We start from the raw sequence: 21,008 nt of genomic DNA, 5'->3' as shown, positions 1-21,008 counted from the left end.
AGCGCGGCCGTCCCGGCGATCAGGTCGTGGCCGCAGGCCGCTTCCCGGTCCGCCCGGCGAGCGACGCCTCGTCCCCGCGCCCGGCGGCGAGCAGCAGCAGCGGCGTCGCCAGCAGCAGCGCGCCCGCCAGGGCGATGGCGGTGCGGGCGCCGGTGAGGGCCGCCAGGACGCCCCACAGGGCCGTCAGGGCCGCGATGGAGCCCCTGTTGGAGACCGACCACGCCGACAGGGTGCGGGTGACCCGGTCCGCCGGGGTCAGCTCCAGCCGGCAGGTGGCGAGGACCGGGTTGTACACGCCCACGCACGTGATCAGCCCGAACTCGACGGCCATGACGAGCGCCAGCCCGCCGGCGCCCGGCCGGACGAAGGCCAGCCCGAGCGGCCAGCACGCGCGCAGCGTCCCCGACACCCGAAGGACCCGGCGCCGCCCGTACCGGGTGACCAGCCGCGGCGCCAGCCGGGAGCCGAGCAGACCGCCGGCGCAGGGCACGGCGAAGGCGAGGCCGTACTGCCAGGGCGCGAAGCCGAGCGGGCCCAGCATCAGGACGGCCAGCGGCGGGGACGCGGCCAGGATCAGACCGTTGACCAGGACCGTGTTGAGGAACAGGGGACGCAGGGTGCGGTGGGTGAGGAGATGGCGCCAGCCTTCCAGCAGGTCGCCGGCGCGGAGCCGGCCCGTCGCGGGCTCGCGCACCGGCCGCTGCTCCCGTCCGCCGACCGCGCGCAGGCCCGCCGCCGACAGCAGATAGCTGACCGCGTCCGCCACCACCGTCACCACCGGCCCGAACAGGCCGACCGCGGCCCCGCCCAGCGGCGGCCCGAGCATGGTGGCCGTCCAGGTCGTCGACTCCAGACGGCCGTTCGCCACCATCAGGTCCTCCGGCGGCACCAGCGCCTTCAGGAAGGCCCCGCTCGCCGCCGTGAACGTGATGTCGGCCGCGGCGACGACCACCGACACCAGCAGCAGCTGCCACAGCCCGAGCCCGCCGAGCGCGAACACCGCCGGCACGCTCAGCAGGGCGGCGCACCGCACCAGGTCCGCCGCGACCATCACCGGCCGCTTGCGCCGGAACTCCACCCACGGCCCCAGCGGCACCGCCAGCAGCGCCCCCACCGCGGGGCCCACGGCCGCCAGCGCCGCCACCTCGGCCGGCCCCGCGTGCAGCACGACCACCGCGATCAGCGGAAACGCGTCGAAGGCCAGCCGCGTCCCGAACGCACTGACCGCGTACGCCCCCCACAGCCACCCGAACGCCCGCCCCAGCGACCGCCTCGCCACCGCCCCTCCTCCCGGTTCCCGCCGCCCGGGGGAACCGGGCGATCGTAGTGGGTGCCGCACGCGGCCCCCTCCGCGTAGGCGAGAATGGCCCCATGAGCCTGTTCCGCGACGACGGCATCGTGCTGCGCACCCAGAAGCTGGGTGAAGCGGACCGGATCATCACGCTGCTCACCCGGGGCCACGGGCGCGTGCGGGCCGTGGCCAGGGGCGTACGGCGGACGAAGTCCAAGTTCGGCGCCCGGCTCGAACCCTTCTCCCACGTCGACGTGCAGTTCTTCGCGCGGGGGAGCGAGCTGGTCGGGCGCGGGCTGCCGCTGTGCACGCAGAGCGAGACCATCGCGCCGTACGGCGGCGGGATCGTCAGCGACTACGCCCGCTACACCGCGGGCACGGCCATGCTGGAGACCGCCGAGCGGTTCACCGACCACGAGGGCGAGCCGGCGGTGCAGCAGTACCTGCTGCTCGTCGGGGCGCTCCGGACCCTCGCCCGCGGCGAGCACGCGCCCCACCTCGTCCTCGACGCCTTCCTGCTGCGCTCCCTCGCCGTCAACGGCTACGCGCCCACCTTCGGCGACTGCGCGAAGTGCGGCATGCCCGGACCGAACCGCTTCTTCTCGGTGGCCTCCGGGGGCTCCGTGTGCGTCGACTGCCGGGTGCCCGGCAGCGTCGTACCCTCGCCGCAGACCCTGGAACTCCTCGGGGCACTGCTCACGGGAGACTGGGAGGCCGCGGACGCGTGCGAGGCGCGGTACGTCCGGGAGGGCAGCGGGCTGGTGTCCGCCTACCTGCACTGGCATCTGGAGCGCGGACTGCGCTCCCTTCGGTACGTCGAGAAGTAACACGTCGCAAAGGCGAGAAGGAGACGAGAGGCACATGGTCGTACGCGGGTTCCTGGGGCGGCAGCGTCGGGAGTACAGGGCACCGGAGCCGCACCCGTCCGGCGCCCGCGCGCCGAAGCTCCCCGGCGAACTGGTCCCCGACCACGTGGCGATCGTCATGGACGGCAACGGCCGCTGGGCCAAGGAGCGCGGGCTGCCGCGCACCGAGGGGCACAAGGTCGGCGCCGAGCGCGTCCTCGACGTGCTCCAGGGCGCGGTCGAGATCGGCGTGCGGAACATCTCCCTGTACGCCTTCTCCACCGAGAACTGGAAGCGCTCGCCCGACGAGGTGCGCTTCCTGATGAACTTCAACCGCGACTTCATCCGCAAGACCCGCGACCAGCTCGACGCGCTGGGCATCCGGGTGCGCTGGGTGGGCCGTATGCCCAAGCTGTGGAAGTCGGTCGCCAAGGAGCTCCAGATCGCCCAGGAGCAGACGAAGGACAACGACCTGCTCACGCTGTACTTCTGCATGAACTACGGCGGCCGCGCGGAGATCGCCGACGCGGCGCAGGCGCTGGCGGAGGACGTGAGGGCCGGGCGGCTGGACCCGTCGAAGGTGACGGAGAAGACGTTCGCGAAGTACCTGTACTACCCGGACATGCCGGACGTCGACCTCTTCCTGCGGCCCAGCGGCGAGCAGCGCACCTCCAACTACCTGCTCTGGCAGAGCGCCTACGCCGAGATGGTCTTCCAGGACGTCCTGTGGCCGGACTTCGACCGGCGCGACCTGTGGCGGGCGTGCGTGGAGTTCGCCTCGCGCGACCGGCGGTTCGGCGGGGCGATCCCCAACGAGGAGCTGCTGGCGATGGAGGGCGGGCAGGAGTGACTCGGCCCGCCCGGGGGCCGGGGGCTGCCGCCCCCGGGCCGTCGGCGCGGCTCACCCGCACGGCACCCGGCTCAGGCGCCGGGGGAGGCCGCCGCGCACTCCGCGCACGTGCCGAAGATCTCCACCGTGTGCGCCACGTTCACGAAGCCGTGCTCGGCGGCGATGGCCTCGGCCCACTTCTCCACGGCCGGGCCCTCGACCTCGACCGCCTTGCCGCAGGCGCGGCAGACGAGGTGGTGGTGGTGTTCGCCGGTAGAGCAGCGGCGGTAGACGGACTCGCCGTCCGAGGTGCGCAGGACGTCGACCTCGCCGGCGTCGGCGAGGGACTGGAGCGTGCGGTAGACGGTGGTCAGCCCGACGGAGTCGCCCTTGTGCTTGAGCATGTCGTGGAGTTCCTGAGCGCTGCGGAACTCGTCGACCTCGTCGAGTGCCGCCGCCACGGCGGCACGCTGCCGCGTGGCGCGGCCCTTCACGGGCGATCCAGCGGTCGTCACCGTTGCCTCCTCACGTCTGCGCTTGCCGGGCCATTGTGCCAGCCCGGACTGTGCGCGGTCAGACGCCGACCCCTTCGCCCGCCTTGCGCGTGGCCGGAATCGCACACTCCGCGGGGTCCCCGGAGGGATGCGCGGCGGCGAGCGCGCGGGCGCGCCGCCGGGCCAGCGGAGCCGCCAGCGCGGTGAGCGCGATGAACGCGGCGATGGTCAGCAGCACGATCGTCGCCCCGGGCGGGACGTCCTGGTAGTACGAGGTCACCGTGCCGCCGATGGTCACGGTGATGCCGATCGCCACCGCGATCGCGAAGGTCGCCGCGAAGCTGCGGCTGAGCTGCTGGGCCGCCGCCACCGGCACCACCATCAGCGCGGACACCAGCAGCAGGCCCACCACGCGCATCGCCACGGTCACCGTGACCGCCGCCGTGATGGCCGTCAGCAGGTTCAGGGCGCGCACCGGCAGCCCGGTGACGCGCGCGAACTCCTCGTCCTGGCTGACCGCGAACAGTTGCCGGCGCAGGCCCAGGGTGACGAGGACCACGAAGGCGGCGAGCACGCAGATCGCCGTCACGTCCGACTCCGACACCGTCGACAGCGAGCCGAAGAGGTACGAGTTCAGATTGGCGTTGGATCCCGTCGGCGCGAGGTTGATGAACATCACGCCGCCGGCCATGCCGCCGTAGAAGAGCATCGCGAGGGCGATGTCGCCGCGGGTCCTGCCGTACCAGCGGATCAGTTCCATCAGGACCGCGCCGATGACGGAGACGGCCGTCGCCATCCACACCGGGGACCAGGACAGCAGGAAGCCGAGGCCGACGCCGGTCATCGCGACGTGGCCGATGCCGTCGCCCATCAGGGCCTGGCGGCGCTGGACGAGGTAGATGCCGACGGCGGGGGCGGTGATGCCGACCAGGACGGCGGCGAGCAGGGCCCGCTGCATGAAGGCGTAGTCGAGGAAGTCCATCAGCTCAGCAGTCCCGTGCGGATCGGTTCGGCGCCCGCCGGTGCGTGCGGGTGTACGTGGTCGTGGCCGGGCAGCGCGTGCTGGCCGACCGCGCGCGGGGGCGGGCCGTCGTGCGTCACGCAGCCGTCGCGCAGGACGACCGCCCGGTCGATGAGGGGCTCCAGCGGGCCCAGTTCGTGCAGGACGAGCAGGACCGTGGCGCCCTGAGCCACCTGCTCGCGCAGGGTCCGCGCGAGGACCTCCTGGCTGGCCAGGTCGACGCCCGCCATCGGCTCGTCCATGATCAGCAGCTCGGGGTCGGCGGCGAGCGCACGGGCGATGAGCACCCGCTGGTGCTGGCCGCCGGAGAGGGCGTTGACGGAGTCCCTGGCCCGGTCGGCCATGCCGACGAGGTCCAGGGCGCGCCGTACGGCCTCGTGGTCGGCCTTGCGGAGGACGCCGAAACGGGTCCGGGACAGGCGCCCCGAGGAGACGACCTCGGTGACGGTCGCGGGGACGCCGCCGGCGGCGGTGGTGCGCTGCGGTACGTACCCCACGCGCCGCCAGTCCTTGAAGCGCCGGCGGTCCGTGCCGAACAGCTCGATCGTCCCGGCGGTGACCGGGACCTGGCCGATGACGCTGCGTACGGCCGTGGACTTGCCGGAGCCGTTCGCGCCGAGCAGCGCGACGACCTCACCGCGGTGCACGGTGAGGTCGATGCCGCGCAGGACGGGGCGCGAACCCAGCTCGGCGCGGACACCGCGCAGCGAAATGACGGGCTCGCCCTCAGCGTCCATGACGCCCTCCGTAACGATCACTTGGTTCCCAGGGCCGTCTGCAGAGCCTTGAGGTTGGCCTGCTGGACCGCGAAGTAGTCCTGGCCGCGGGACTTGTCCGTGATGCCCTCGATCGGGTCGAGGACGTCCGTCTTGAGCCCCGCGTCCTTGGCGATGGTCTTCGCGGTCTTGTCGCTGACGAGCGTCTCGTAGAACACGGTCGTGACGCCGTCGGCCTTGGCCATCTTCTCAAGGTCCTTGACGCGCGCGGCGCTCGGCTCCGACTCGGGGTCGAGGCCGCTGATGGCCTCCTCGGTCAGGCCGTAGCGCTCGGCGACGTAACCGAAGGCGGCGTGGGTGGTGATGAAGACCTTGGTCCTCGTGTTCGCCAGGCCGGTCCTGAACTGCGTGTCGAGGGCGGTGAGCTTGCTGACCAGGGCGGCGGTGTTCTTCTTGTAGTCGGCCGCGTGGTCCGGGTCGGCCTTCTCGAAGGCCGCGCCGACGCCCTTGGCGACCTCGGCGTACTTGACCGGGTCGAGCCAGACGTGGGGGTCGAGGCCCCCTTCCTCGTGACCGTGCTCGTCGGCGTGCTCCTCCTCGTGCTCGGCCGCGTGGCCGCCGACCTCGCTGCCGTGCTCCTCGAGCGAGGTGAGCTTCGCGGCGTCGATCTTCGTCTTGACGCCGGACTGGGCCACCGTGTCGTCGACGGCGGGCTGGAGCTCCTTGAGGTAGAGCACCGCGTCGGCCTCCTCGACCTGGACGCGCTGCTTGGCGCTGATCTCCAGGTCGTGGGGCTCCTGACCGGGCTGGGTGAGGCTGCTGACCTTCACGTGGTCGCCGCCTATCTGCTCGGCGAGGAAGGCCATCGGGTAGAACGACGCGACGACGTCGAACTTGTCCGAGTTGCCGGCCGCGGCGCTCTCGCCGGAGCAGGCGGTGAGGGCGGAGAGACCGAGGGCGGTGGCCGCCGCGACCGCGGTGCCCGGTATGAGTCGTCGTACGTTCATGACAGTCATTTTCAACAAATATGGAAACCGTTGTCAACAATGCCGGTCGTAGGGCATGGGTAGGGCCCGAGTAGGGCCCGAGGAGGGCCTGAGGCCGCTACCGATTTGGTCGAGGGGGAGGCCTCGCCGGTACGCTGAATCATTCGCTGGAAGCATCTCGCTTCGTCGCCCGTCGTCGTTATGAAGAGAGCACCGTGGCCGCCGACAAGATCGACACCATCGTCAGCCTGAGCAAGCGCCGTGGCTTCGTATTCCCCTGTAGTGAGATCTACGGCGGCCAGAAGGCCGCCTGGGACTACGGACCGCTGGGTGTCGAGCTCAAGGAGAACCTGAAGCGCCAGTGGTGGCGCTACATGGTGACGTCGCGCGAGGACGTGGTGGGCATCGACTCGTCCGTCATCCTGGCCCCCGAGGTCTGGGTCGCCTCCGGCCACGTCGCCACCTTCTCCGACCCGCTCACCGAGTGCACCTCCTGCCACAAGCGGTTCCGCGCGGACCACCTGGAGGAGGCCTACGAGGCCAAGCACCACCGCGCGCCGGAGAACGGCCTGGCGGACATCAACTGCCCCAACTGCGGCAACAAGGGCCAGTTCACCGAGCCCAAGCAGTTCTCGGGTCTGCTCTCCACCCACCTCGGCCCGACCCAGGACACCGGCTCCATCGCCTACCTGCGCCCCGAGACCGCCCAGGGCATCTTCACCAACTTCGCCCAGGTGCAGACCACTTCGCGCAAGAAGCCGCCGTTCGGCATCGCGCAGATGGGCAAGTCCTTCCGCAACGAGATCACGCCCGGCAACTTCATCTTCCGTACCCGTGAGTTCGAGCAGATGGAGATGGAGTTCTTCGTCAAGCCGGGCGAGGACGAGAAGTGGCAGGAGTACTGGATGGAGCAGCGCTGGAACTGGTACACCGGCCTGGGCCTGCGCGAGGAGAACATGCGGTGGTACGAGCACCCGAAGGAGAAGCTCTCCCACTACTCCAAGCGCACCGCCGACATCGAGTACCGCTTCCAGTTCGGCGGCAACGAGTGGGGTGAGCTGGAGGGCGTCGCCAACCGCACCGACTACGACCTCTCGGCCCACGCCAAGGCCTCCGGCCAGGACCTCCTCTACTTCGACCAGGAGGCCGGCGAGCGCTGGACGCCGTACGTCATCGAGCCGGCGGCCGGTGTCGGCCGCGCGATGCTCGCCTTCCTGCTCGACGCCTACGTCGAGGACGAGGCGCCCAACGCCAAGGGCAAGCTGGAGAAGCGCACGGTGCTGCGCCTCGACCACCGTCTGGCCCCGGTGAAGGTCGCGGTGCTCCCGCTGTCGAGGAACGCCGAGCTGTCCCCGAAGGCCAAGGGCCTCGCCCAGGCGCTGCGCCAGAACTGGAACATCGAGTTCGACGACGCCGGCGCGATCGGCCGCCGCTACCGGCGCCAGGACGAGATCGGCACGCCGTACTGCGTGACGGTCGACTTCGACACGCTCGAGGACAACGCGGTGACGGTGCGTGAGCGGGACTCGATGAAGCAGGAGCGTGTGTCGCTGGACCAGATCGAGGGCTACCTCGCCGGGCGGCTCATCGGCTGCTAGGCGCCGGCCGCGGCCGGTGTCCGCCTCGCCCGGGCGGATCTCCGGCCGCGGAGGCGTCGTGGTTGTTCGTGGTTGTGCGCGCGGTTCCCCGCACCCCTCATGGGGTGCGGGGAACTCGGCGTTTACGGGGCACGTCGGCGTGGACGGCCGGGCGCTCCGAGGGCCGGGCAACCCGCGAAGACCAAGGACGGCCGACCCGCGAAAACAAATGACGACTGACAGATATTGAAATCTGTCAGCTGTCCGTGTCAGGCTGGGCGCATGACGATGCCAACCCGATCCCTCGGAACCACCGGCCCCCAGGTCTCCGCCCTCGGCCTCGGCTGCATGGGCATGTCCGCGCTGTACGGCGACGCGGACCGGACCGAGTCGGTCGCCACCCTCCACGCGGCTCTGGAAGCCGGCGTGACCCTGCTGGACACCGGCGACTTCTACGGCATGGGCCACAACGAACTGCTGATCGGCGAAGCCCTGCGCACCGCCCCCGCGGCCCGCCGCGAGCAGGCGCTGGTCAGCGTGAAGTTCGGCGCCCTGCGCGACCCGGACGGCGCCTGGAGCGGCTACGACGGCCGTCCCGCCGCCGTGAAGAACTTCGCCGCCTACTCCCTCCAGCGCCTCGGCACCGACCACATCGACGTCTACCGCATCGCCCGCCTCGACCCGGCCGTCCCCGTCGAGGAGACGGTCGGCGCGATCGCCGAACTCGTCGAGAAGGGCTACGTCCGGCACATCGGCCTCAGCGAGGTCGGCGCCGAGACGATCCGCCGGGCCGCCGCGACCGCGCCGATCAGCGACCTCCAGATCGAGTACTCGCTCGTCTCGCGCGGTATCGAGGAGGAGATCCTGCCGACCACCCGCGAGCTGGGCATCGCCGTCACCGCGTACGGAGTCCTGTCCCGCGGCCTGATCTCCGGCCACTTCACCCCGGACCGGCAGCTCGCCGCGAACGACTTCCGCGCCCACTCGCCCCGCTTCCAGGGCGACAACCTCCGGCACAACCTGAACCTGGTGGAGGCGCTCAGGAAGATCGCCGAGCAGAAGGGCGTCTCGGTCGCGCAGATCGCCATCGCCTGGGTCCTCTCGCGCGGGGAGGACATCGTGCCGCTGGTCGGCGCGCGGACCCGGCAGCGCCTCACGGAATCCCTCGGCGCCCTCGACGTCACGCTGGACGCGGCCGACCTCGCCGCGATCGAGGAGGCGGTGCCGGCCGGTGCCGCCGCGGGCGAACGCTATCCGGCGGCCCAGATGGCGCACGTCGAGCGCTGATCCGTCCGCCGGGTACGGTCTTCCCCATGGCACCGACCAGCGAGATCCTGACCGCCGAGCGCATCCTCGAGGCGACCGAGGAAGTGCTGCGCCGCCACGGCCCCGCCAAGGCCACCGTGGTCGACGTGGCCCGCGCGCTCGGCGTCAGCCACGGCAGCGTCTACCGCCACTTCCGTACGAAGGCGGCGCTGCGGGAGGCGGTGACCAAGCGCTGGCTGGACCGTACGTCGGAGGCGCTCGCCGGCATCGTCTCCGACGAAGGGCGCGACCCGGAGACCCGGCTGCGCGCCTGGCTCGCGACCCTCTTCGACGCCAAGCGCCGCAAGGCCGGCGACGACCCCGAGCTGTTCGCGACGTACATGGTGCTCACGGGCGAGAACGTCGAGGCGGTCGGCGAGCACCTCGCCGACCTCACCGGCCAGCTGACCCGGATCGTCGAGGCGGGCGTGCGGGCGGGCGCCTTCACCACCACCGACCCGGCGGGTACGGCCCGCGCGGTGCTCCAGGCCACCAGCCGCTTCCACGATCCGTACTACGCGCCCAAGTGGCGACAGCCCGGGATCGAGGACGACTTCGCGGCGCTGGTGGACCTGGTTCTGCGGGGGATGCGGGCGGACTAGCCGTACCGTCACCGGCCGCGAGTGCGGCCCGGTCCTGCGCGGGCCGGTGCTGTGCGGGCCGGTGCTGTGCGGCCGGGTGCTGTACCGCCTGGTCCTGCGTGACCCGGTGCTGTGCGGCCAGGTCAGCGCCCTCGGTGTCGCGGACGCAGGGCGCCGAGCAGCTGGGTGAGCACCTTCAGGGCCGCCCGCCGGCGGGCCGGCTTGCGGGACCAGACGGCGGGGAGGACCACGCCGACGTAGACGGCGGCGAAGACGAGCAGGACGAACAGGGCGGGCGCGGCGGGCAGATGGGGCATCGGGAGCGTCATGTGGCTTCCTCCGGGAGCGGTGGCCGACTGGTCGGCACCGACGATCGCCCGCGCCGGCCGTGGTCTGGGCCGGTCCCGACTCACGGCGAACTCCCGACGGAAACCGCAGGTGGAGCCGTACGCTTCGGAGGAGTTCGCCGAACCGCGCCGAAGGGGTGGGGAGTCGGCGCCGCCACCGACGGGACCCGTCGCGGTTCCGCGCCGCGCTGCGGCGGCTCGTACGGGCGTACGGCGTGCCGCGGAAGGAGATCGCCACGACGTCTGCGCCGCACCGGCATGGACCTCTCCGCGGCCGTGCGCGCGTACTGGCGGCCGGGCGTGAGGACGTGAGGACGTGAGGAAGCGGGCCGTGCCGGCACACGGACCGCCGTGCCCCTGTCACCGGCTGCGCCTCCCCGCGCGGCCGGACGTCGTCGTCGCTACGGCCGGTCCGCCGGATCCACCGTCGCCTGGTGCGCCTCGGCGAGGTGCTCCTGCGCCTTCAGCCACGGCAGGAACTGCGCCCCCCTGCGCCACCCGCACGTGTCACATCTGATCGTGCGCTGCACTCCCGCGCGCCGCACCCGGACCACGTGTTCCCGTCCGTGCAGGTCCCAGCGGCTCACCTTGCTCGTGTCCATCCGCGGCACGATGCCTCCTGCTTCCGTCGACTCCGCCCGGGCAGCAAGGAGTGTGCAGCACGTCGAACATCGACAGGGGGCGGTGGACGGCGAGTTCGCCGACCCCGTGTCCTGTCTCGGACGACCCCGCGCGGCAGCCGCGGACTCGGCAGCCCGGTGACCACGACCCCGGCGATCCGTACGGCCGGCGTCGTCACCAGCGCGTCCCGCATGCCCGTCCCCGGTACCAGGGACAGGAACAGCGTGCCCCGCGTGGCCACGCCCAGCGCCGGGGACGCCTGTTGAGTGGTCACCATCACACCGCCGCCGACAGCTGCCCGGGCCGGCGGCACCTCGGACAGCACGATCCGCATCACGACGGGCAGTTGGAGCGCCTGGCCGACGCCGGCGACCGCCGCGCCCGGCGGCAGCTCGACGGCCCAGGTGCGGCCGGCCGCGCCAGAGGGCCACCACGAGGGCGACAGGAGTACCTGGGCGCCGTCGACGACGACTTTCCCCAGGTCCTGGCGGAGGTGCGTGGCGCGGTCCCCGAGGCGGGCCTCCCCACCGTTCTCGCGGCCGCCTTCGGGCGGAAGCCCGACCGCACACCCGTGGACCACGTACCGGCGCCCCGAGCCCGTCCGGCCCGGGCTCCGTCACCGGGCCGACGGCGCCGCGCTCGGCGGCCGTCCCCTCTCACTCCGGTCTCACGCCGTCCCGCCGGCGGGCGTGCCGCTCAGGCGCTGACGCCCGCCGCCGCCCGTACGTCCCTGGCCTCCAGCCGCTCCGCGGTCCGCCGCGCCGTCGACCGGGCCCACCGCCCAGTGGTGACCGCCCCCAGCACCAGCACAGCGAGCCCGCACCCGGCCAGGATCCACCAGCCGGGGACGGCGGCGGCGACGAAGGTGTCGCGGTAGGACGAGGAGCCGATGCCCGCCGCCAGGACCGCGCCGATCACCGCGACGCCGAGGGTCTGGCCCAGCTGACGGCTGGTGGAGGCGACGGCGGCGGCGACGCCGGCCTGGGTGCGGGGCATGCCCGAGACCGCCGTGTTGGTGATCGGCGCGTTCACGAAGCCGAAGCCGACGCCGAAGAGGACGTAGCCGAGGAAGAGCGTGACGTCGGAGGTCTCGGCGTCGAAGGCGGCGAACAGGACGCCGCTCAGCGTCATCGCGAGCCCGGCGACCAGCAGGGGCAGCCGCGGCCCCCGGCTGCCGACGAGCCGCCCGGACAGGGGGGCGCACAGGAAGGTCGGTACGGCCATCGGCAGCATCCACAGGCTCGCGTGGACGGCGTCGAGGCCCCGCACGTTCTGCAGGTACAGCGTGGACAGGAAGAGGAACCCGCCGAGCGCGGCGAACGCGCTGATCGCGATCACGGTGGCCCCGCTGAACGGCGCCGACCGGAAGAACCGCAGGTCGATCAGGGGTTCGTCGCGGCGCGGTTCGTACCACAGCAGGCCCAGCAGCGCGGCCAGCGCCATCGCCGCGAAGGGCCCGCTCGTCGTGAGCCCGGCCTCCGGCGCCTCGATGATCGCGTACGTCAGGGGGGCGAAGAGGGCGATGACCAGCAGCTGTCCGACGGGGTCGGGGCGGCGGGCCCTGGGCGCGCGCGACTCGGGGACGTAGCGCAGGGTCAGCAGGAGCGCGGCGAGACCGACGGGCAGGTTGACCCAGAAGATCGAGCGCCAGCCGACGGACTCCACCAGCAGGCCGCCCAACAGCGGGCCGGCGGCCATCGAGATGCCGACGACGGCGCCCCAGACGCCGATCGCGCGGGCGCGCTCGCGCGGGTCGGTGAAGGTGTTGGTGATGATCGACATGGCGACCGGGTTGAGCATGGAGCCGCCGACCGCCTGCACCGTCCGGGCCGCGATCAGCAGGTCCAGGTCCGGCGCGAGGGAGCACAGCAGGGAGCCGGCCGAGAACACGACCAGGCCCGCCATGAAGACCTTCCTGCGGCCGATGCGGTCGGCGGTGGAGCCCGCGAGCATCAGCAGCGCGGCCAGCACCAGTGTGTAGGCGTCGATCGTCCACTGGAGGCCGGAGGTGGTGGCGTGCAGGTCGCGCTGCATCGAGGGCAGCGCGACATTGAGGATGGTGGTGTCGATGCTCACGATCAGCAGGCTCATACAGCAGATCGCGAGGACGAGCAGACGTCGGCGATGGCTGAGCTCCGGCATGCGCTCCATCGTAGCCGCTGTCGATAGTGCGTCTAACTAATGACTGGGTCAAGGTCCTTGCCCGGTCACCCCTCGGCGTGCGTGACAATGGGGGAATGCCCACGACCGCGCCCACGAACAGGACGGCCCTGCGGATCGGCCCGCACGCCGTCCAGCCGCCCGTCGTCCTCGCCCCCATGGCCGGGATCACCAACGCGCCCTTCCGCACCCTGTGCCGGGAGTTCAGCGGCGGCAAGGGCCTGTTCGTGAGCGAGATGATCACCACCCGGGCGCTGGTCGAGCGCAACGACAAGACCATGCAGCTGATCCGCTTCGACGCGACCGAGCAGCCGCGCTCGATCCAGCTGTACGGCGTCGACCCGGCGACCGTCGGCAAGGCCGTCCGCATGATCGCGGAGGAGGACCTCGCCGACCACATCGACCTGAACTTCGGCTGCCCGGTCCCGAAGGTCACCCGCAAGGGCGGCGGCTCCGCCCTCCCGTACAAGCGCAACCTGCTGCGGGCGATCCTGCGCGAGGCCGTCAGCGGCGCCGGGGACCTCCCCGTCACCATGAAGATGCGCAAGGGCATCGACGACGACCACATCACCTACCTCGACGCCGGCCGCATCGCCGTCGAGGAGGGTGTCACCGCCATCGCGCTGCACGGCCGCACGGCCGCCCAGCACTACGGCGGCACCGCGGACTGGGACGCCATCGCCCGTCTGAAGGAGCACGTCCCGGAGATCCCGGTCCTCGGCAACGGCGACATCTGGTCGGCCGAGGACGCCCTGCGGATGGTGCGGGAGACCGGCTGCGACGGCGTCGTGGTCGGACGCGGCTGCCTGGGACGGCCGTGGCTGTTCGCGGACCTGGTGGCCGCCTTCGAGGGACGCGCCGAGGACCTCGCGCGGCCCGCCCTGCGCGAGGTCGCCGACGTCATGGTCCGGCACGCCACCCTGCTCGGTGAGTGGGCCGGCGACGAGTCCAAGGGCGTCGTCGACTTCCGCAAGCACGTCGCCTGGTACCTGAAGGGCTTCGCGGTCGGTTCCGAGATGCGCAAGCGGCTCGCGATCACCTCCTCCCTGGCGGAACTGCGCGCCGGACTCGACGAACTGGACCTCGGCCAGCCCTGGCCCGCCGGCGCCGACGGGCCCCGCGGCCGTACGTCCGGCAACAACCGGGTGGTGCTGCCGGACGGCTGGCTGAAGGACCCGTACGACTGCGCGGGCGTGAGCGAGGACGCGGAGCTGGACACCTCCGGCGGCTGACCCGTCGGGGCTCAGCCCTTGCTGGGGTGCGGGGTCGAGCCGTACGCCAGCAGGAAGCGGTCGCGGAAGGAGCTCATCTTCCACACCGGGGCGTTCTTCGCGGGCTTCAGCCCCTCCGTCCACTTCCAGCCGGCGATCTTGTCGAGGACCTTCGGATCCTTCGCGACGACGGAGACCGGCACGTCCCGGCTCGCGTTGTTGCCGCTGACGCGGGCGATGGGCTGGTGGTCGCCGAGGAAGACCAGGACGGTGTCGTCGGTGCCGTAGCGCTCCAGCCACTGGGTGAGGGCGGTCACCGAGTACTGGATCGACCTGCCGTACTCCTGGCGGGACTTCGCCGAGTCGTCGATGACGTCGGACGCGTCCTTCCCGGCCTTCCGGATGCCCTGGAAGACCGAGCCGTCGCCCAGCTCGTCCCAGCCGACCATCGTCGGGAGGGGCGCCCAGGGCTGGTGGCTGGAGGTCAGGATGATCTCCGACATCAGCGGCCGGTCGCGCTCCTTGCCGTGCTCCAGCCGCTGGAACGCCTCCAGGGCGTACTGGTCGGGCATGGTCGACCAGCTGAACTTCGGTCCCCGGTAGCCCATCCCGAAGGCGTCGTAGACCTTGTCGAGGCCGTAGAACTCGGCCTCCGGCCAGCCCTTCTGCACACCCGGCATGATGCCGACGGTGTCCCAGGCGCCGGTCTTCCGGAAGGCCTTGGTGAGGCTGAGGTGGTCGCTGGCCATGACGGTGCGGTAGCGCTGCTGGGTGTCGACCCACAGGCCGGACATGGTGGTGGAGTGGCCGAGCCAGCTGCTGCCGCCGAAGGTCGCCGAGGTCAGCCAGCCGCTCCGGGCCTGGAAGCCGGCCTTCGTCAGGGCCTGGGTGCGCGCGTCGAGGGTCCCGTTCACCCCCGGCGCCATCTCCGGGTCCTCGATGGCGCTGCGGCCGTAGCTCTCGATGAAGGCGAAGATCACGTCCTTGCCGCGCAGGTCGGGCACGAGCTGCGCGGGCGGGGTGTTGCCGAAGGTGTCGGTGCGGGCCTCCGCGGCGAACGCGGCCTCGTCCCTGAGGGTGTCCCGCACCCGCCTGGCCTCGGAGGTGAGCGTGCTCGCGACCCGGTCGGAGGCGACCGGCAGCCCGGCGTACTCCAGGCCGAGGACGGAGCAGGTGATCCACGCCGTGCCGGAGACCAGCGTGGCCCGGGTCGCCAGCTGGACGTCGCGCACCAGCAGGCCGGCCAGCCGGACCGTCGCCAGGGCCATGACCGTGCACAGCAGGGCCACGAGCAGCAGCACGCCGATCGTGGCGGCGATCGCCGTCGTGCGGCCCATCGAGTCGGCGACGTAGGACTGGGCGTCGTCGAGCAGCCCCCAGTCCAGGACGAGGTTGAAGTCCCGGCCCAGATACTCCACGAAGCCCATGTCGAGCAGGTTCAGCACGGTCAGCGCGCCGAGGGCCACCCCGGTCAGCGCCGCGACGACCAGCCGTGGCCGGCGGGGCAGCGCCAGCAGCACGGCCGCCCCGACGATCGCCTCCCCGGGCAGCCGCACGAACCGGTCGGGCTGGAGCGCGAAGAGCCGGTTCGGCAGCAGCATGGCCCCGAGCACCAGCACGACCGACAGCACGGTCGCCGTCCACCACAGCACCCGCGCGGCCCGCGGACCACGGGCGCGCCAGGCACGCCAGTGCGCGACCCGGTCCCGCACGGAGCGCGCGGCGGCCCGGGGCTCCGCGGCCTCCTCCACGGTGTCCGGGGCGTCCTCGGGTTCCTTCAGGCCGGGCGGGCCGGGCAGCTGACGCGAGCGAGTGAAGACGGGCACCCGAGGGTCCTTCCGTACGAAGCCGGGCGGATCGGTGGATCCGATGGGGCGAATCGGATCCACCGCCATGTCGTACGGCTTGCTCCCGGCCGGTGTTCACCCCGCTCGGCCAGGGGTCGGCAAACACCGCGCAAACGCCCGGCCAACCACCCGGCTACGCGCCGCCCACCGCCGTGAGCAGTGCCAACGGGGCCGCCGCCGAGCGGGATTCCCGTACGCACGCGTGAGGGTACGGCACCGGCTCGGCGTGCGTGTCACGGCCGTACCCCGCGAGGACCTCGGGCAGCCGGTGGCCGGTCGCGGTGGCCGCGTCGACCAGGCCGTGGGCGACCGTACGGGCCTCGTCGTGCAGGCCGTAGCGGGCCAGACCGAGCGTGATCAGCGCGTTGTCGTGCGGCCAGACCGAGCCGCGGTGGTACGACAGCGGGTGGTACGCCGGCTGCCCGGCCGCCAGCGTGCGCACGCCCCAGCCGGAGAAGAAGTCCGGCTGGAGGAGACGCCGGCCGACCAGTTCCCCGTACTCCTTGTCCAGCAGCCCCGACCAGAGCAGGTGGCCCGCGTCGGAGGCGAGCGCGTCGACCTGGCACCCCTGCCCGTCCAGGGCGAGGGCGGGGAAGGAGTGCTCCGGCATCCAGAAGTCCCGCTGGAAGCGGTCGCGCAGATCGGCGGCGGCCTGCTCCAGCAGGGCCGCGTAGGTCTCGTCCTCCCACACCGCGCGCGCCACCCACGCCGTGCGGCGCAGCGCGTCGTACGCGTAGCCCTGGGCCCCCGCCGCCATCACCGGGCCGCTCGGGCGGGTGCCGTCGGCCGAGCAGATGGCGCCGGGGGAGTCCTTCCAGTTCTGGTTGGCGAGGCCGCCCCGGTCGGCGCGGTAGACCAGGTAGCCGCGCGAGGTGAGCCCGCCGTGGTCGAGCATCCAGCCGACCGCCGCGCGGGCGTGGGGCTCCAGCCGGCGGGCGAGTGCCGCGTCGCCGGTCCGCTCGACGTACGCGCCGAGCAGGACCAGGAAGAGCGGGGTGGCGTCCACCGAGCCGTAGTAGCGGCCGTAGGGGACCTGGCCGAAGTGGGCGAGCTCGCCGTGCCGCACCTCGTGGACGATCTTGCCGGGCTGGGCGACGGACTCCGGGCCGGTCTCGGTGGCCTGGGTCGCGGCCAGCGCCGGGAGCGTGGCGGCGGCCAGGCGGGGGCGGTAGGGGAGGGCGAAGAGGGAGGTGAGCAGGGCGTCGCGGCCCAGCAGGGTCAGGAACCAGGGGGCGCCGGCCGCCGGGACGCGCAGTTCCTCGCCGTCCGGGCCGGTCGCCGGGACCTGGAGCACGGCCAGGTCCGCGAGGCCGCGCGCGCAGGCGGCGGCCAGCTCGGGCCAGCCGGTCGGGAAGGCCACGCCCTCCACGAACTCACCCTCCCGCGCCAGAAGGTGCTCGGTCGACGCGGCCGGGGAACTGGGCACCCGCAGGGCCCGCTTCTCGCCGTGCGGGCGGGCCATCACGCGCAGCGTCAGCTCCGCGGAACCGTGCGGTGCCAGCTCCACCGTCCACACCAGGCGGCGCGCGCCGGTGCCGGTCTCCTCGACGCCGTCCGGCGCGGGGTCGGCGGTCACCGTCGTGACGGACCGCCACTCGCCGCGCCGGTAGGTGAACTCCACGCCGTGGTCGAGCACCTGGCGGCGGCGGACGGCGCCGGTCTTGGCGTAGGTGCGGTGGTCGGAGCGGAGTTCGAACTGGTCGGTGAAGTCGGCGTCGACGGTGAGGGCCAGACGGACCGTCAGCGGCACCGGACGGTTGCTGACGACCCGCAGCAGCTCCACGAACGAGCCGTCACCTACGGCCTGTTCCCGGAAGAGCGTGCACGACGGCGGCTCGGTGCGGCCGCCGCGCGGGACGAGCACACAGCGTGTGGTGTCCCCGTCCGCGACCGGCGCGAGCACCTCGGGCACGGCCCCGTCGACCGTGAGCTGCCAGCGGCTGAGGTGCCGCGCGTCCCTGACGAACAGCCCGTCGGGCGAGCCGGCGCCGCGCACGCCGCTGATGTCCCCGCGGTCACCGACGGCGGCGAACGTCCCGCCGTACACGAGCAGATGATGCCGGTCCGTCATCCCCGGTCCCCTCCCTGGAGTGCGGTGTCGTCCGAGTCGTGCAGGTCGTCCGGGTGGCGCCGGTGGTGCCGGTGGTGCTTTATGTGCGGGTGGTGCGGCTCGTGGGGGTGGCGCAGGTCGTCCGGGTCGTCGTGCGGGGCGTCCCTGTCGTGCAGCAGGTCGAGCGCGAGCGCGGCCGTCCAGCCGAAGCCGGTCGCCCCGCAGGCCTCGCCGGTGTACGGGTCGACGTACTCGGCGAACTCCGAGGTGTCCGCGGCGTCCAGCACGGCCTGGCGCAGGGCGTCCGCCCGTGCCCGCTCGCCGTGCGCCCGCAGGCCCCGCTCCACCAGCCAGCTCGTGTTGAACCAGGCCGGGCCGCGCCAGTAGCGGTGCGGGTCGAAGGCCTCTGCGAGCAGGTCGTAGCTGGGGACCAGGCGGGTGGTGCCGCCCAGCCCGAAGTGCGGTCCGCGCAGGGTCCGTACGAGGGCGGCGGCGACCTCGGGCGGCAGGCCGGGCAGCAGCAGCGGGACCAGGCCGGAGACCCCCCGCTCGTGGATCGGCCCGGCGCCGCGCACGTCCCGGCAGAAGAACAGGCCCTCCGCCGGGTCCCACAGCCGGTCGACGAGCGCCGCCGTCAGCCGCTCCGCGCGCGCGTGCCGGGCCGTACCCGTGGCGCCCAGCTCCCGCGCGATGCGCGCCAGCGCGTGCTCGGAGGCGATGAGCAGGGCGTTGAAGGCGGGGTCCTCGACGGCGAAGTCACCCCCGTCGTCGGCGTACCCGCCGTCCCGGTAGTCCGCCGCCAGCCGCACGTACCGCCCGTAGTCCAGGTCCGTCGGCCGGTCCTCCGCGGCCCCGTGGTCGAGGTCGGCGCGGCGGAAGGAGCGGGCCGGGGCGGGGGTGATCCGGGAGAGCGGGGCGTCCCAGGAGGGGGCGTTGTCCATGCCCTGCTCCCACGGGTGGACGACCGACACCAGCCCGCCGCCGCCCAGGTCCCGCCGGTGCAGCAGGTAGCGGTGCCAGGCGGCCAGCCGGGGATGCACCTGGGCGAGGAAGCCGCGCGCCCGGGACAGTCCCGGGTCGGCGCAGTGCACCAGCCAGGCCGCCAGCGCGTGCACCGGTGGCTGCACGATGCCGGAGGTCTGTACGGTGCGCGGGGCGCCCGCAGCGCGCCCCGCGGTCGAGGAGCGCCAGAAGTCGGGGCTCGGGAAGTACGCGTCGAGCGGCACGGAGGGGTTGAAGACGATGTGCGGGATCCGCCCGTCGCCCCACTGGGCGTCCAGCAGCGTCTCCAGCTCCGTCTGGGCCCGGCGCGGCGAGACGTGCCGCAGCCCGATCGCGATGAAGGCCGAGTCCCAGGACCACTGGTGGGGGTACAGGCCGCGCGAGGGCACCGTCGACGATCCCGTCCAGTTGTCCTCGAGCACCTTCACCGCCCTGAGGTGCAGTGACCCCGTCGGCGTGGCGGGATCGTATACGGCGGTGCACTCCGCGGGGCGGGCGGTGAGCTGGGCGGTGCGATCCACTCGGGGCTCCCCGAAGAACGACGACGACGGCACGGTCGACCCGGTTCGGCAGTGGCTACCGTAGGGTTACGTCTATTTAACACGCAAAACCCAGCATGTAATGCAGGGTTGGGAAACACAAGGGGGTGCGCATGACCGGAAGGCCGGGGCGGACCGGCAGGGGCGGCGGTCAGGCCGGCGCCGGGGATCTGCTCGCACTGGTACGCACGGGGCGGGCGACGACACGCGGTGCCCTCCAGCAGGCCACCGGCCTCTCCCGCGCCACCGTCGGCCAGCGCCTGGACCGTCTCTTCCGCGCGGGCTGGCTGCGCGAGGGCGCCGGCGGACCGGTCGACTCCCCGCTGGGCGGGCGCCCGTCGATCACCCTGGAGTTCGACGACGCGCACGCGGTCGTCCTCGCCGCCGACCTCGACACCCGGCACGCGCGCGCGGCCGTGCTCTCCCTGACCGGCGAGCTCCTCGCCGAACACTCGGGCACGCTGGCCGTGGAGGACGGCCCGGACACCGTCCTCGGCGAGCTGGGCCGCTGGTTCGCCGAGCTCCTGGAGAAGGCCGGCCACGGCGCGGACGAGGTCTGCGGCATCGGCCTCGCCGTCCCCGGCCCGGTCGACAGCGAGACCGGCCGGGTCGTCCAGCCGCCGATCATGCCCGGCTGGGACGGTTACGACATACGCGGCCGCCTCGCCCGGGCGTTCACGGAACGCACCGGCGCGCCGCCGGTCCCGGTCCTCGTCGACAACGACGCCAACCTCATGGCGTACGGCGAACAGCGCACCGCCTACCCGGACTGCTCGGCGTTCGTGCTGGTGAAGGTGTCGACCGGGATCGGCGCGGGCGTGGTGGTCGACGGCACGATCTACCGGGGCGTCGACGGCGGCGCCGGCGACCTCGGGCACATCCGGGTCGGCACGGAGGCACTGTGCCGGTGCGGTTCCCGCGGCTGTCTCGCGGCCGTGGCGAGCGGTGGTGCCGTGGCCCGGAAGCTGGCCGGGGCGGGGGTCCCGGCGGCGTCCGGCTCGGATGTGCGGGACCTGCTCGCCGCCGGCCACCCGGAGGCGGCGGCGCTGGCCCGGGAGGCCGGACGCCAGGTGGGTGACGTGCTGGCGACGGTCGTGACGCTGCTCAACCCCGGGGTGCTGATGATCGCCGGGGACCTGGCCGGCACCCCCTTCCTCACCGGCGTGCGCGAGCTGCTCTACCAGCGGGCGCTGCCGCGCTCCACCGCCCGTCTCGAGGTGGTGACCTCGCGGCTGGGGGAGCGGGCGGGGCTGGTGGGGGCCGGAGCGCTGGTCGTGGAGCACCTGTACGCGCCGGAGCGGGTGGAGCAGCGGTTGCGGGCGCTGGGCGTGTGACGAGCCTGTTTCCCTCCCGAGTCGCGTCCGAATGGTGAAATCGGGCCGGTCGTGGAAGCGTGATTCTCACCACCCTTGATAGGGGTAGCGCTCAGATGAGCGGATCATGGGCGACTGCACTTCCTCAAGGGGTGGCACTCAGTGCCACCCCTTGATCGTTCATCGATCGAAATCAGACGGGCTGTAGCGCGCTCATGTGAGCGAAAAGGGAGCGCTCGTGAGGGCGATTGCGTTCAAGAAGTGAAAACACCA

At 72.8% G+C, this 21,008-nt stretch carries 18 protein-coding genes and 1 pseudogene; 7 read left to right on the top strand and 12 right to left on the bottom strand.

Annotated features, from left to right (window positions below; translation table 11 throughout):
• Window positions 1-19 precede the first annotated feature (19 nt).
• Window positions 20-1,279, bottom strand: a complete 1,260-nt coding sequence (locus ACF1A1_RS04195; protein ID WP_391645230.1) for an MFS transporter — start codon at window positions 1,277-1,279, stop codon at window positions 20-22.
• A gap of 92 nt (window positions 1,280-1,371) precedes the next feature.
• On the opposite strand from ACF1A1_RS04195, the gene recO reads away from it, so the two are divergent.
• Window positions 1,372-2,118 (top strand): DNA repair protein RecO, encoded by a 747-nt coding sequence (gene recO, locus ACF1A1_RS04190; protein ID WP_391645228.1) that lies wholly within the window; start codon window positions 1,372-1,374, stop codon window positions 2,116-2,118.
• 34 nt (window positions 2,119-2,152) lie between these two features.
• The gene (locus ACF1A1_RS04185) at window positions 2,153-2,986 is read left to right on the top strand and encodes an isoprenyl transferase (protein WP_391645226.1); all 834 of its coding nucleotides are present in this window, start codon (window positions 2,153-2,155) and stop codon (window positions 2,984-2,986) included.
• A gap of 71 nt (window positions 2,987-3,057) precedes the next feature.
• On the opposite strand, the gene ACF1A1_RS04180 is transcribed toward ACF1A1_RS04185, so the two are convergent.
• Genes ACF1A1_RS04180 through ACF1A1_RS04165 form a run of 4 tightly spaced genes read right to left on the bottom strand, consistent with a single transcriptional unit; the run spans window position 3,058 to window position 6,203 of the window.
• Complete coding sequence (locus ACF1A1_RS04180; RefSeq protein ID WP_391645224.1) at window positions 3,058-3,480, bottom strand: Fur family transcriptional regulator; 423 nt, start codon at window positions 3,478-3,480, stop codon at window positions 3,058-3,060.
• Between the two features lie 58 nt (window positions 3,481-3,538).
• Complete coding sequence (locus ACF1A1_RS04175; protein ID WP_391645222.1) at window positions 3,539-4,441, bottom strand: metal ABC transporter permease; 903 nt, start codon at window positions 4,439-4,441, stop codon at window positions 3,539-3,541.
• Window positions 4,441-5,217 (bottom strand): metal ABC transporter ATP-binding protein, encoded by a 777-nt coding sequence (locus tag ACF1A1_RS04170; protein ID WP_391645220.1) that lies wholly within the window; start codon window positions 5,215-5,217, stop codon window positions 4,441-4,443. The genes ACF1A1_RS04175 and ACF1A1_RS04170 overlap by 1 nt, the downstream gene beginning before the upstream one ends.
• 17 nt (window positions 5,218-5,234) lie before the next feature.
• Window positions 5,235-6,203, bottom strand: a complete 969-nt coding sequence (locus ACF1A1_RS04165) for a metal ABC transporter substrate-binding protein (RefSeq protein ID WP_391645218.1) — start codon at window positions 6,201-6,203, stop codon at window positions 5,235-5,237.
• A gap of 194 nt (window positions 6,204-6,397) precedes the next feature.
• Between ACF1A1_RS04165 and ACF1A1_RS04160 the strand changes: the two genes are divergently transcribed.
• From ACF1A1_RS04160 to ACF1A1_RS04150, 3 genes are all read left to right on the top strand, one after another.
• A complete protein-coding gene (locus tag ACF1A1_RS04160) occupies window positions 6,398-7,780 on the top strand; it encodes a glycine--tRNA ligase (RefSeq protein WP_391645216.1) in 1,383 nt (460 codons plus the stop codon).
• A 261-nt stretch (window positions 7,781-8,041) separates the two neighbouring features.
• A complete protein-coding gene (locus ACF1A1_RS04155) occupies window positions 8,042-9,046 on the top strand; it encodes an aldo/keto reductase (protein WP_391645214.1) in 1,005 nt (334 codons plus the stop codon).
• Window positions 9,047-9,072: 26 nt separating this feature from the next.
• The gene (locus ACF1A1_RS04150) at window positions 9,073-9,666 is read left to right on the top strand and encodes a TetR family transcriptional regulator (RefSeq protein ID WP_391645212.1); all 594 of its coding nucleotides are present in this window, start codon (window positions 9,073-9,075) and stop codon (window positions 9,664-9,666) included.
• Window positions 9,667-9,788: 122 nt separating this feature from the next.
• Here ACF1A1_RS04150 and ACF1A1_RS04145 read toward each other — a convergent pair whose 3' ends face one another.
• The 4 genes and pseudogenes from ACF1A1_RS04145 to ACF1A1_RS04130 all read right to left on the bottom strand — a co-directional run bounded on the left by ACF1A1_RS04145 (window position 9,789) and on the right by ACF1A1_RS04130 (window position 12,755).
• A complete protein-coding gene (locus tag ACF1A1_RS04145; RefSeq protein ID WP_391645210.1) occupies window positions 9,789-9,974 on the bottom strand; it encodes a hypothetical protein in 186 nt (61 codons plus the stop codon).
• Between the two features lie 419 nt (window positions 9,975-10,393).
• Window positions 10,394-10,603, bottom strand: a complete 210-nt coding sequence (locus ACF1A1_RS04140; protein ID WP_391645208.1) for a hypothetical protein — start codon at window positions 10,601-10,603, stop codon at window positions 10,394-10,396.
• A gap of 113 nt (window positions 10,604-10,716) precedes the next feature.
• Window positions 10,717-11,050, bottom strand: a pseudogene (locus tag ACF1A1_RS04135) (MFS transporter); the annotation flags it as partial.
• A gap of 259 nt (window positions 11,051-11,309) precedes the next feature.
• Window positions 11,310-12,755, bottom strand: a complete 1,446-nt coding sequence (locus tag ACF1A1_RS04130; protein ID WP_391645206.1) for an MFS transporter — start codon at window positions 12,753-12,755, stop codon at window positions 11,310-11,312.
• A 95-nt stretch (window positions 12,756-12,850) separates the two neighbouring features.
• Between ACF1A1_RS04130 and dusB the strand changes: the two genes are divergently transcribed.
• Window positions 12,851-14,005: a tRNA dihydrouridine synthase DusB gene (gene dusB, locus ACF1A1_RS04125; RefSeq protein ID WP_391645204.1), complete on the top strand. Its 1,155-nt coding sequence runs from the start codon at window positions 12,851-12,853 to the stop codon at window positions 14,003-14,005.
• Window positions 14,006-14,016: 11 nt separating this feature from the next.
• Here the strand turns inward: dusB and ACF1A1_RS04120 are convergent, their stop codons facing one another.
• The 3 genes from ACF1A1_RS04120 to ACF1A1_RS04110 all read right to left on the bottom strand — a co-directional run bounded on the left by ACF1A1_RS04120 (window position 14,017) and on the right by ACF1A1_RS04110 (window position 19,404).
• The gene (locus ACF1A1_RS04120) at window positions 14,017-15,810 is read right to left on the bottom strand and encodes a CDP-alcohol phosphatidyltransferase (RefSeq protein ID WP_391645202.1); all 1,794 of its coding nucleotides are present in this window, start codon (window positions 15,808-15,810) and stop codon (window positions 14,017-14,019) included.
• Window positions 15,811-15,964: 154 nt separating this feature from the next.
• Window positions 15,965-17,902 (bottom strand): glycogen debranching N-terminal domain-containing protein, encoded by a 1,938-nt coding sequence (locus ACF1A1_RS04115; RefSeq protein WP_391645200.1) that lies wholly within the window; start codon window positions 17,900-17,902, stop codon window positions 15,965-15,967.
• Entirely contained in the window at window positions 17,899-19,404 is a 1,506-nt protein-coding gene (locus ACF1A1_RS04110) for a trehalase family glycosidase (protein WP_391645198.1), read from the bottom strand. The genes ACF1A1_RS04115 and ACF1A1_RS04110 overlap by 4 nt, the downstream gene beginning before the upstream one ends.
• A gap of 131 nt (window positions 19,405-19,535) precedes the next feature.
• On the opposite strand from ACF1A1_RS04110, the gene ACF1A1_RS04105 reads away from it, so the two are divergent.
• Window positions 19,536-20,756, top strand: coding sequence for an ROK family protein (locus ACF1A1_RS04105; protein WP_391645196.1), 1,221 nt, complete (start codon window positions 19,536-19,538; stop codon window positions 20,754-20,756).
• Window positions 20,757-21,008 lie beyond the last annotated feature (252 nt).

This window comes from Streptomyces sp. NPDC014995 (assembly GCF_043080745.1).
Lineage (GTDB): Bacteria > Actinomycetota > Actinomycetes > Streptomycetales > Streptomycetaceae > Streptomyces.
Note: the sequence above shows the minus strand (reverse complement) of the source record. Positions and strands in the feature narration are given on the sequence as shown.

Coding starts and splice junctions, on each gene's coding strand:
- recO (WP_391645228.1), top strand. CDS start 1,372: ATGAGCCTGTTCCGCGACGACGGCATCGTGCTGCGCACCCAGAAGCTG.
- ACF1A1_RS04185 (WP_391645226.1), top strand. CDS start 2,153: ATGGTCGTACGCGGGTTCCTGGGGCGGCAGCGTCGGGAGTACAGGGCA.
- ACF1A1_RS04175 (WP_391645222.1), bottom strand. CDS start 4,441: ATGGACTTCCTCGACTACGCCTTCATGCAGCGGGCCCTGCTCGCCGCC.
- ACF1A1_RS04170 (WP_391645220.1), bottom strand. CDS start 5,217: ATGGACGCTGAGGGCGAGCCCGTCATTTCGCTGCGCGGTGTCCGCGCC.
- ACF1A1_RS04165 (WP_391645218.1), bottom strand. CDS start 6,203: ATGAACGTACGACGACTCATACCGGGCACCGCGGTCGCGGCGGCCACC.
- ACF1A1_RS04155 (WP_391645214.1), top strand. CDS start 8,042: ATGACGATGCCAACCCGATCCCTCGGAACCACCGGCCCCCAGGTCTCC.
- ACF1A1_RS04150 (WP_391645212.1), top strand. CDS start 9,073: ATGGCACCGACCAGCGAGATCCTGACCGCCGAGCGCATCCTCGAGGCG.
- ACF1A1_RS04145 (WP_391645210.1), bottom strand. CDS start 9,974: ATGACGCTCCCGATGCCCCATCTGCCCGCCGCGCCCGCCCTGTTCGTC.
- ACF1A1_RS04130 (WP_391645206.1), bottom strand. CDS start 12,755: ATGCCGGAGCTCAGCCATCGCCGACGTCTGCTCGTCCTCGCGATCTGC.
- dusB (WP_391645204.1), top strand. CDS start 12,851: ATGCCCACGACCGCGCCCACGAACAGGACGGCCCTGCGGATCGGCCCG.
- ACF1A1_RS04115 (WP_391645200.1), bottom strand. CDS start 17,902: ATGACGGACCGGCATCATCTGCTCGTGTACGGCGGGACGTTCGCCGCC.
- ACF1A1_RS04105 (WP_391645196.1), top strand. CDS start 19,536: ATGACCGGAAGGCCGGGGCGGACCGGCAGGGGCGGCGGTCAGGCCGGC.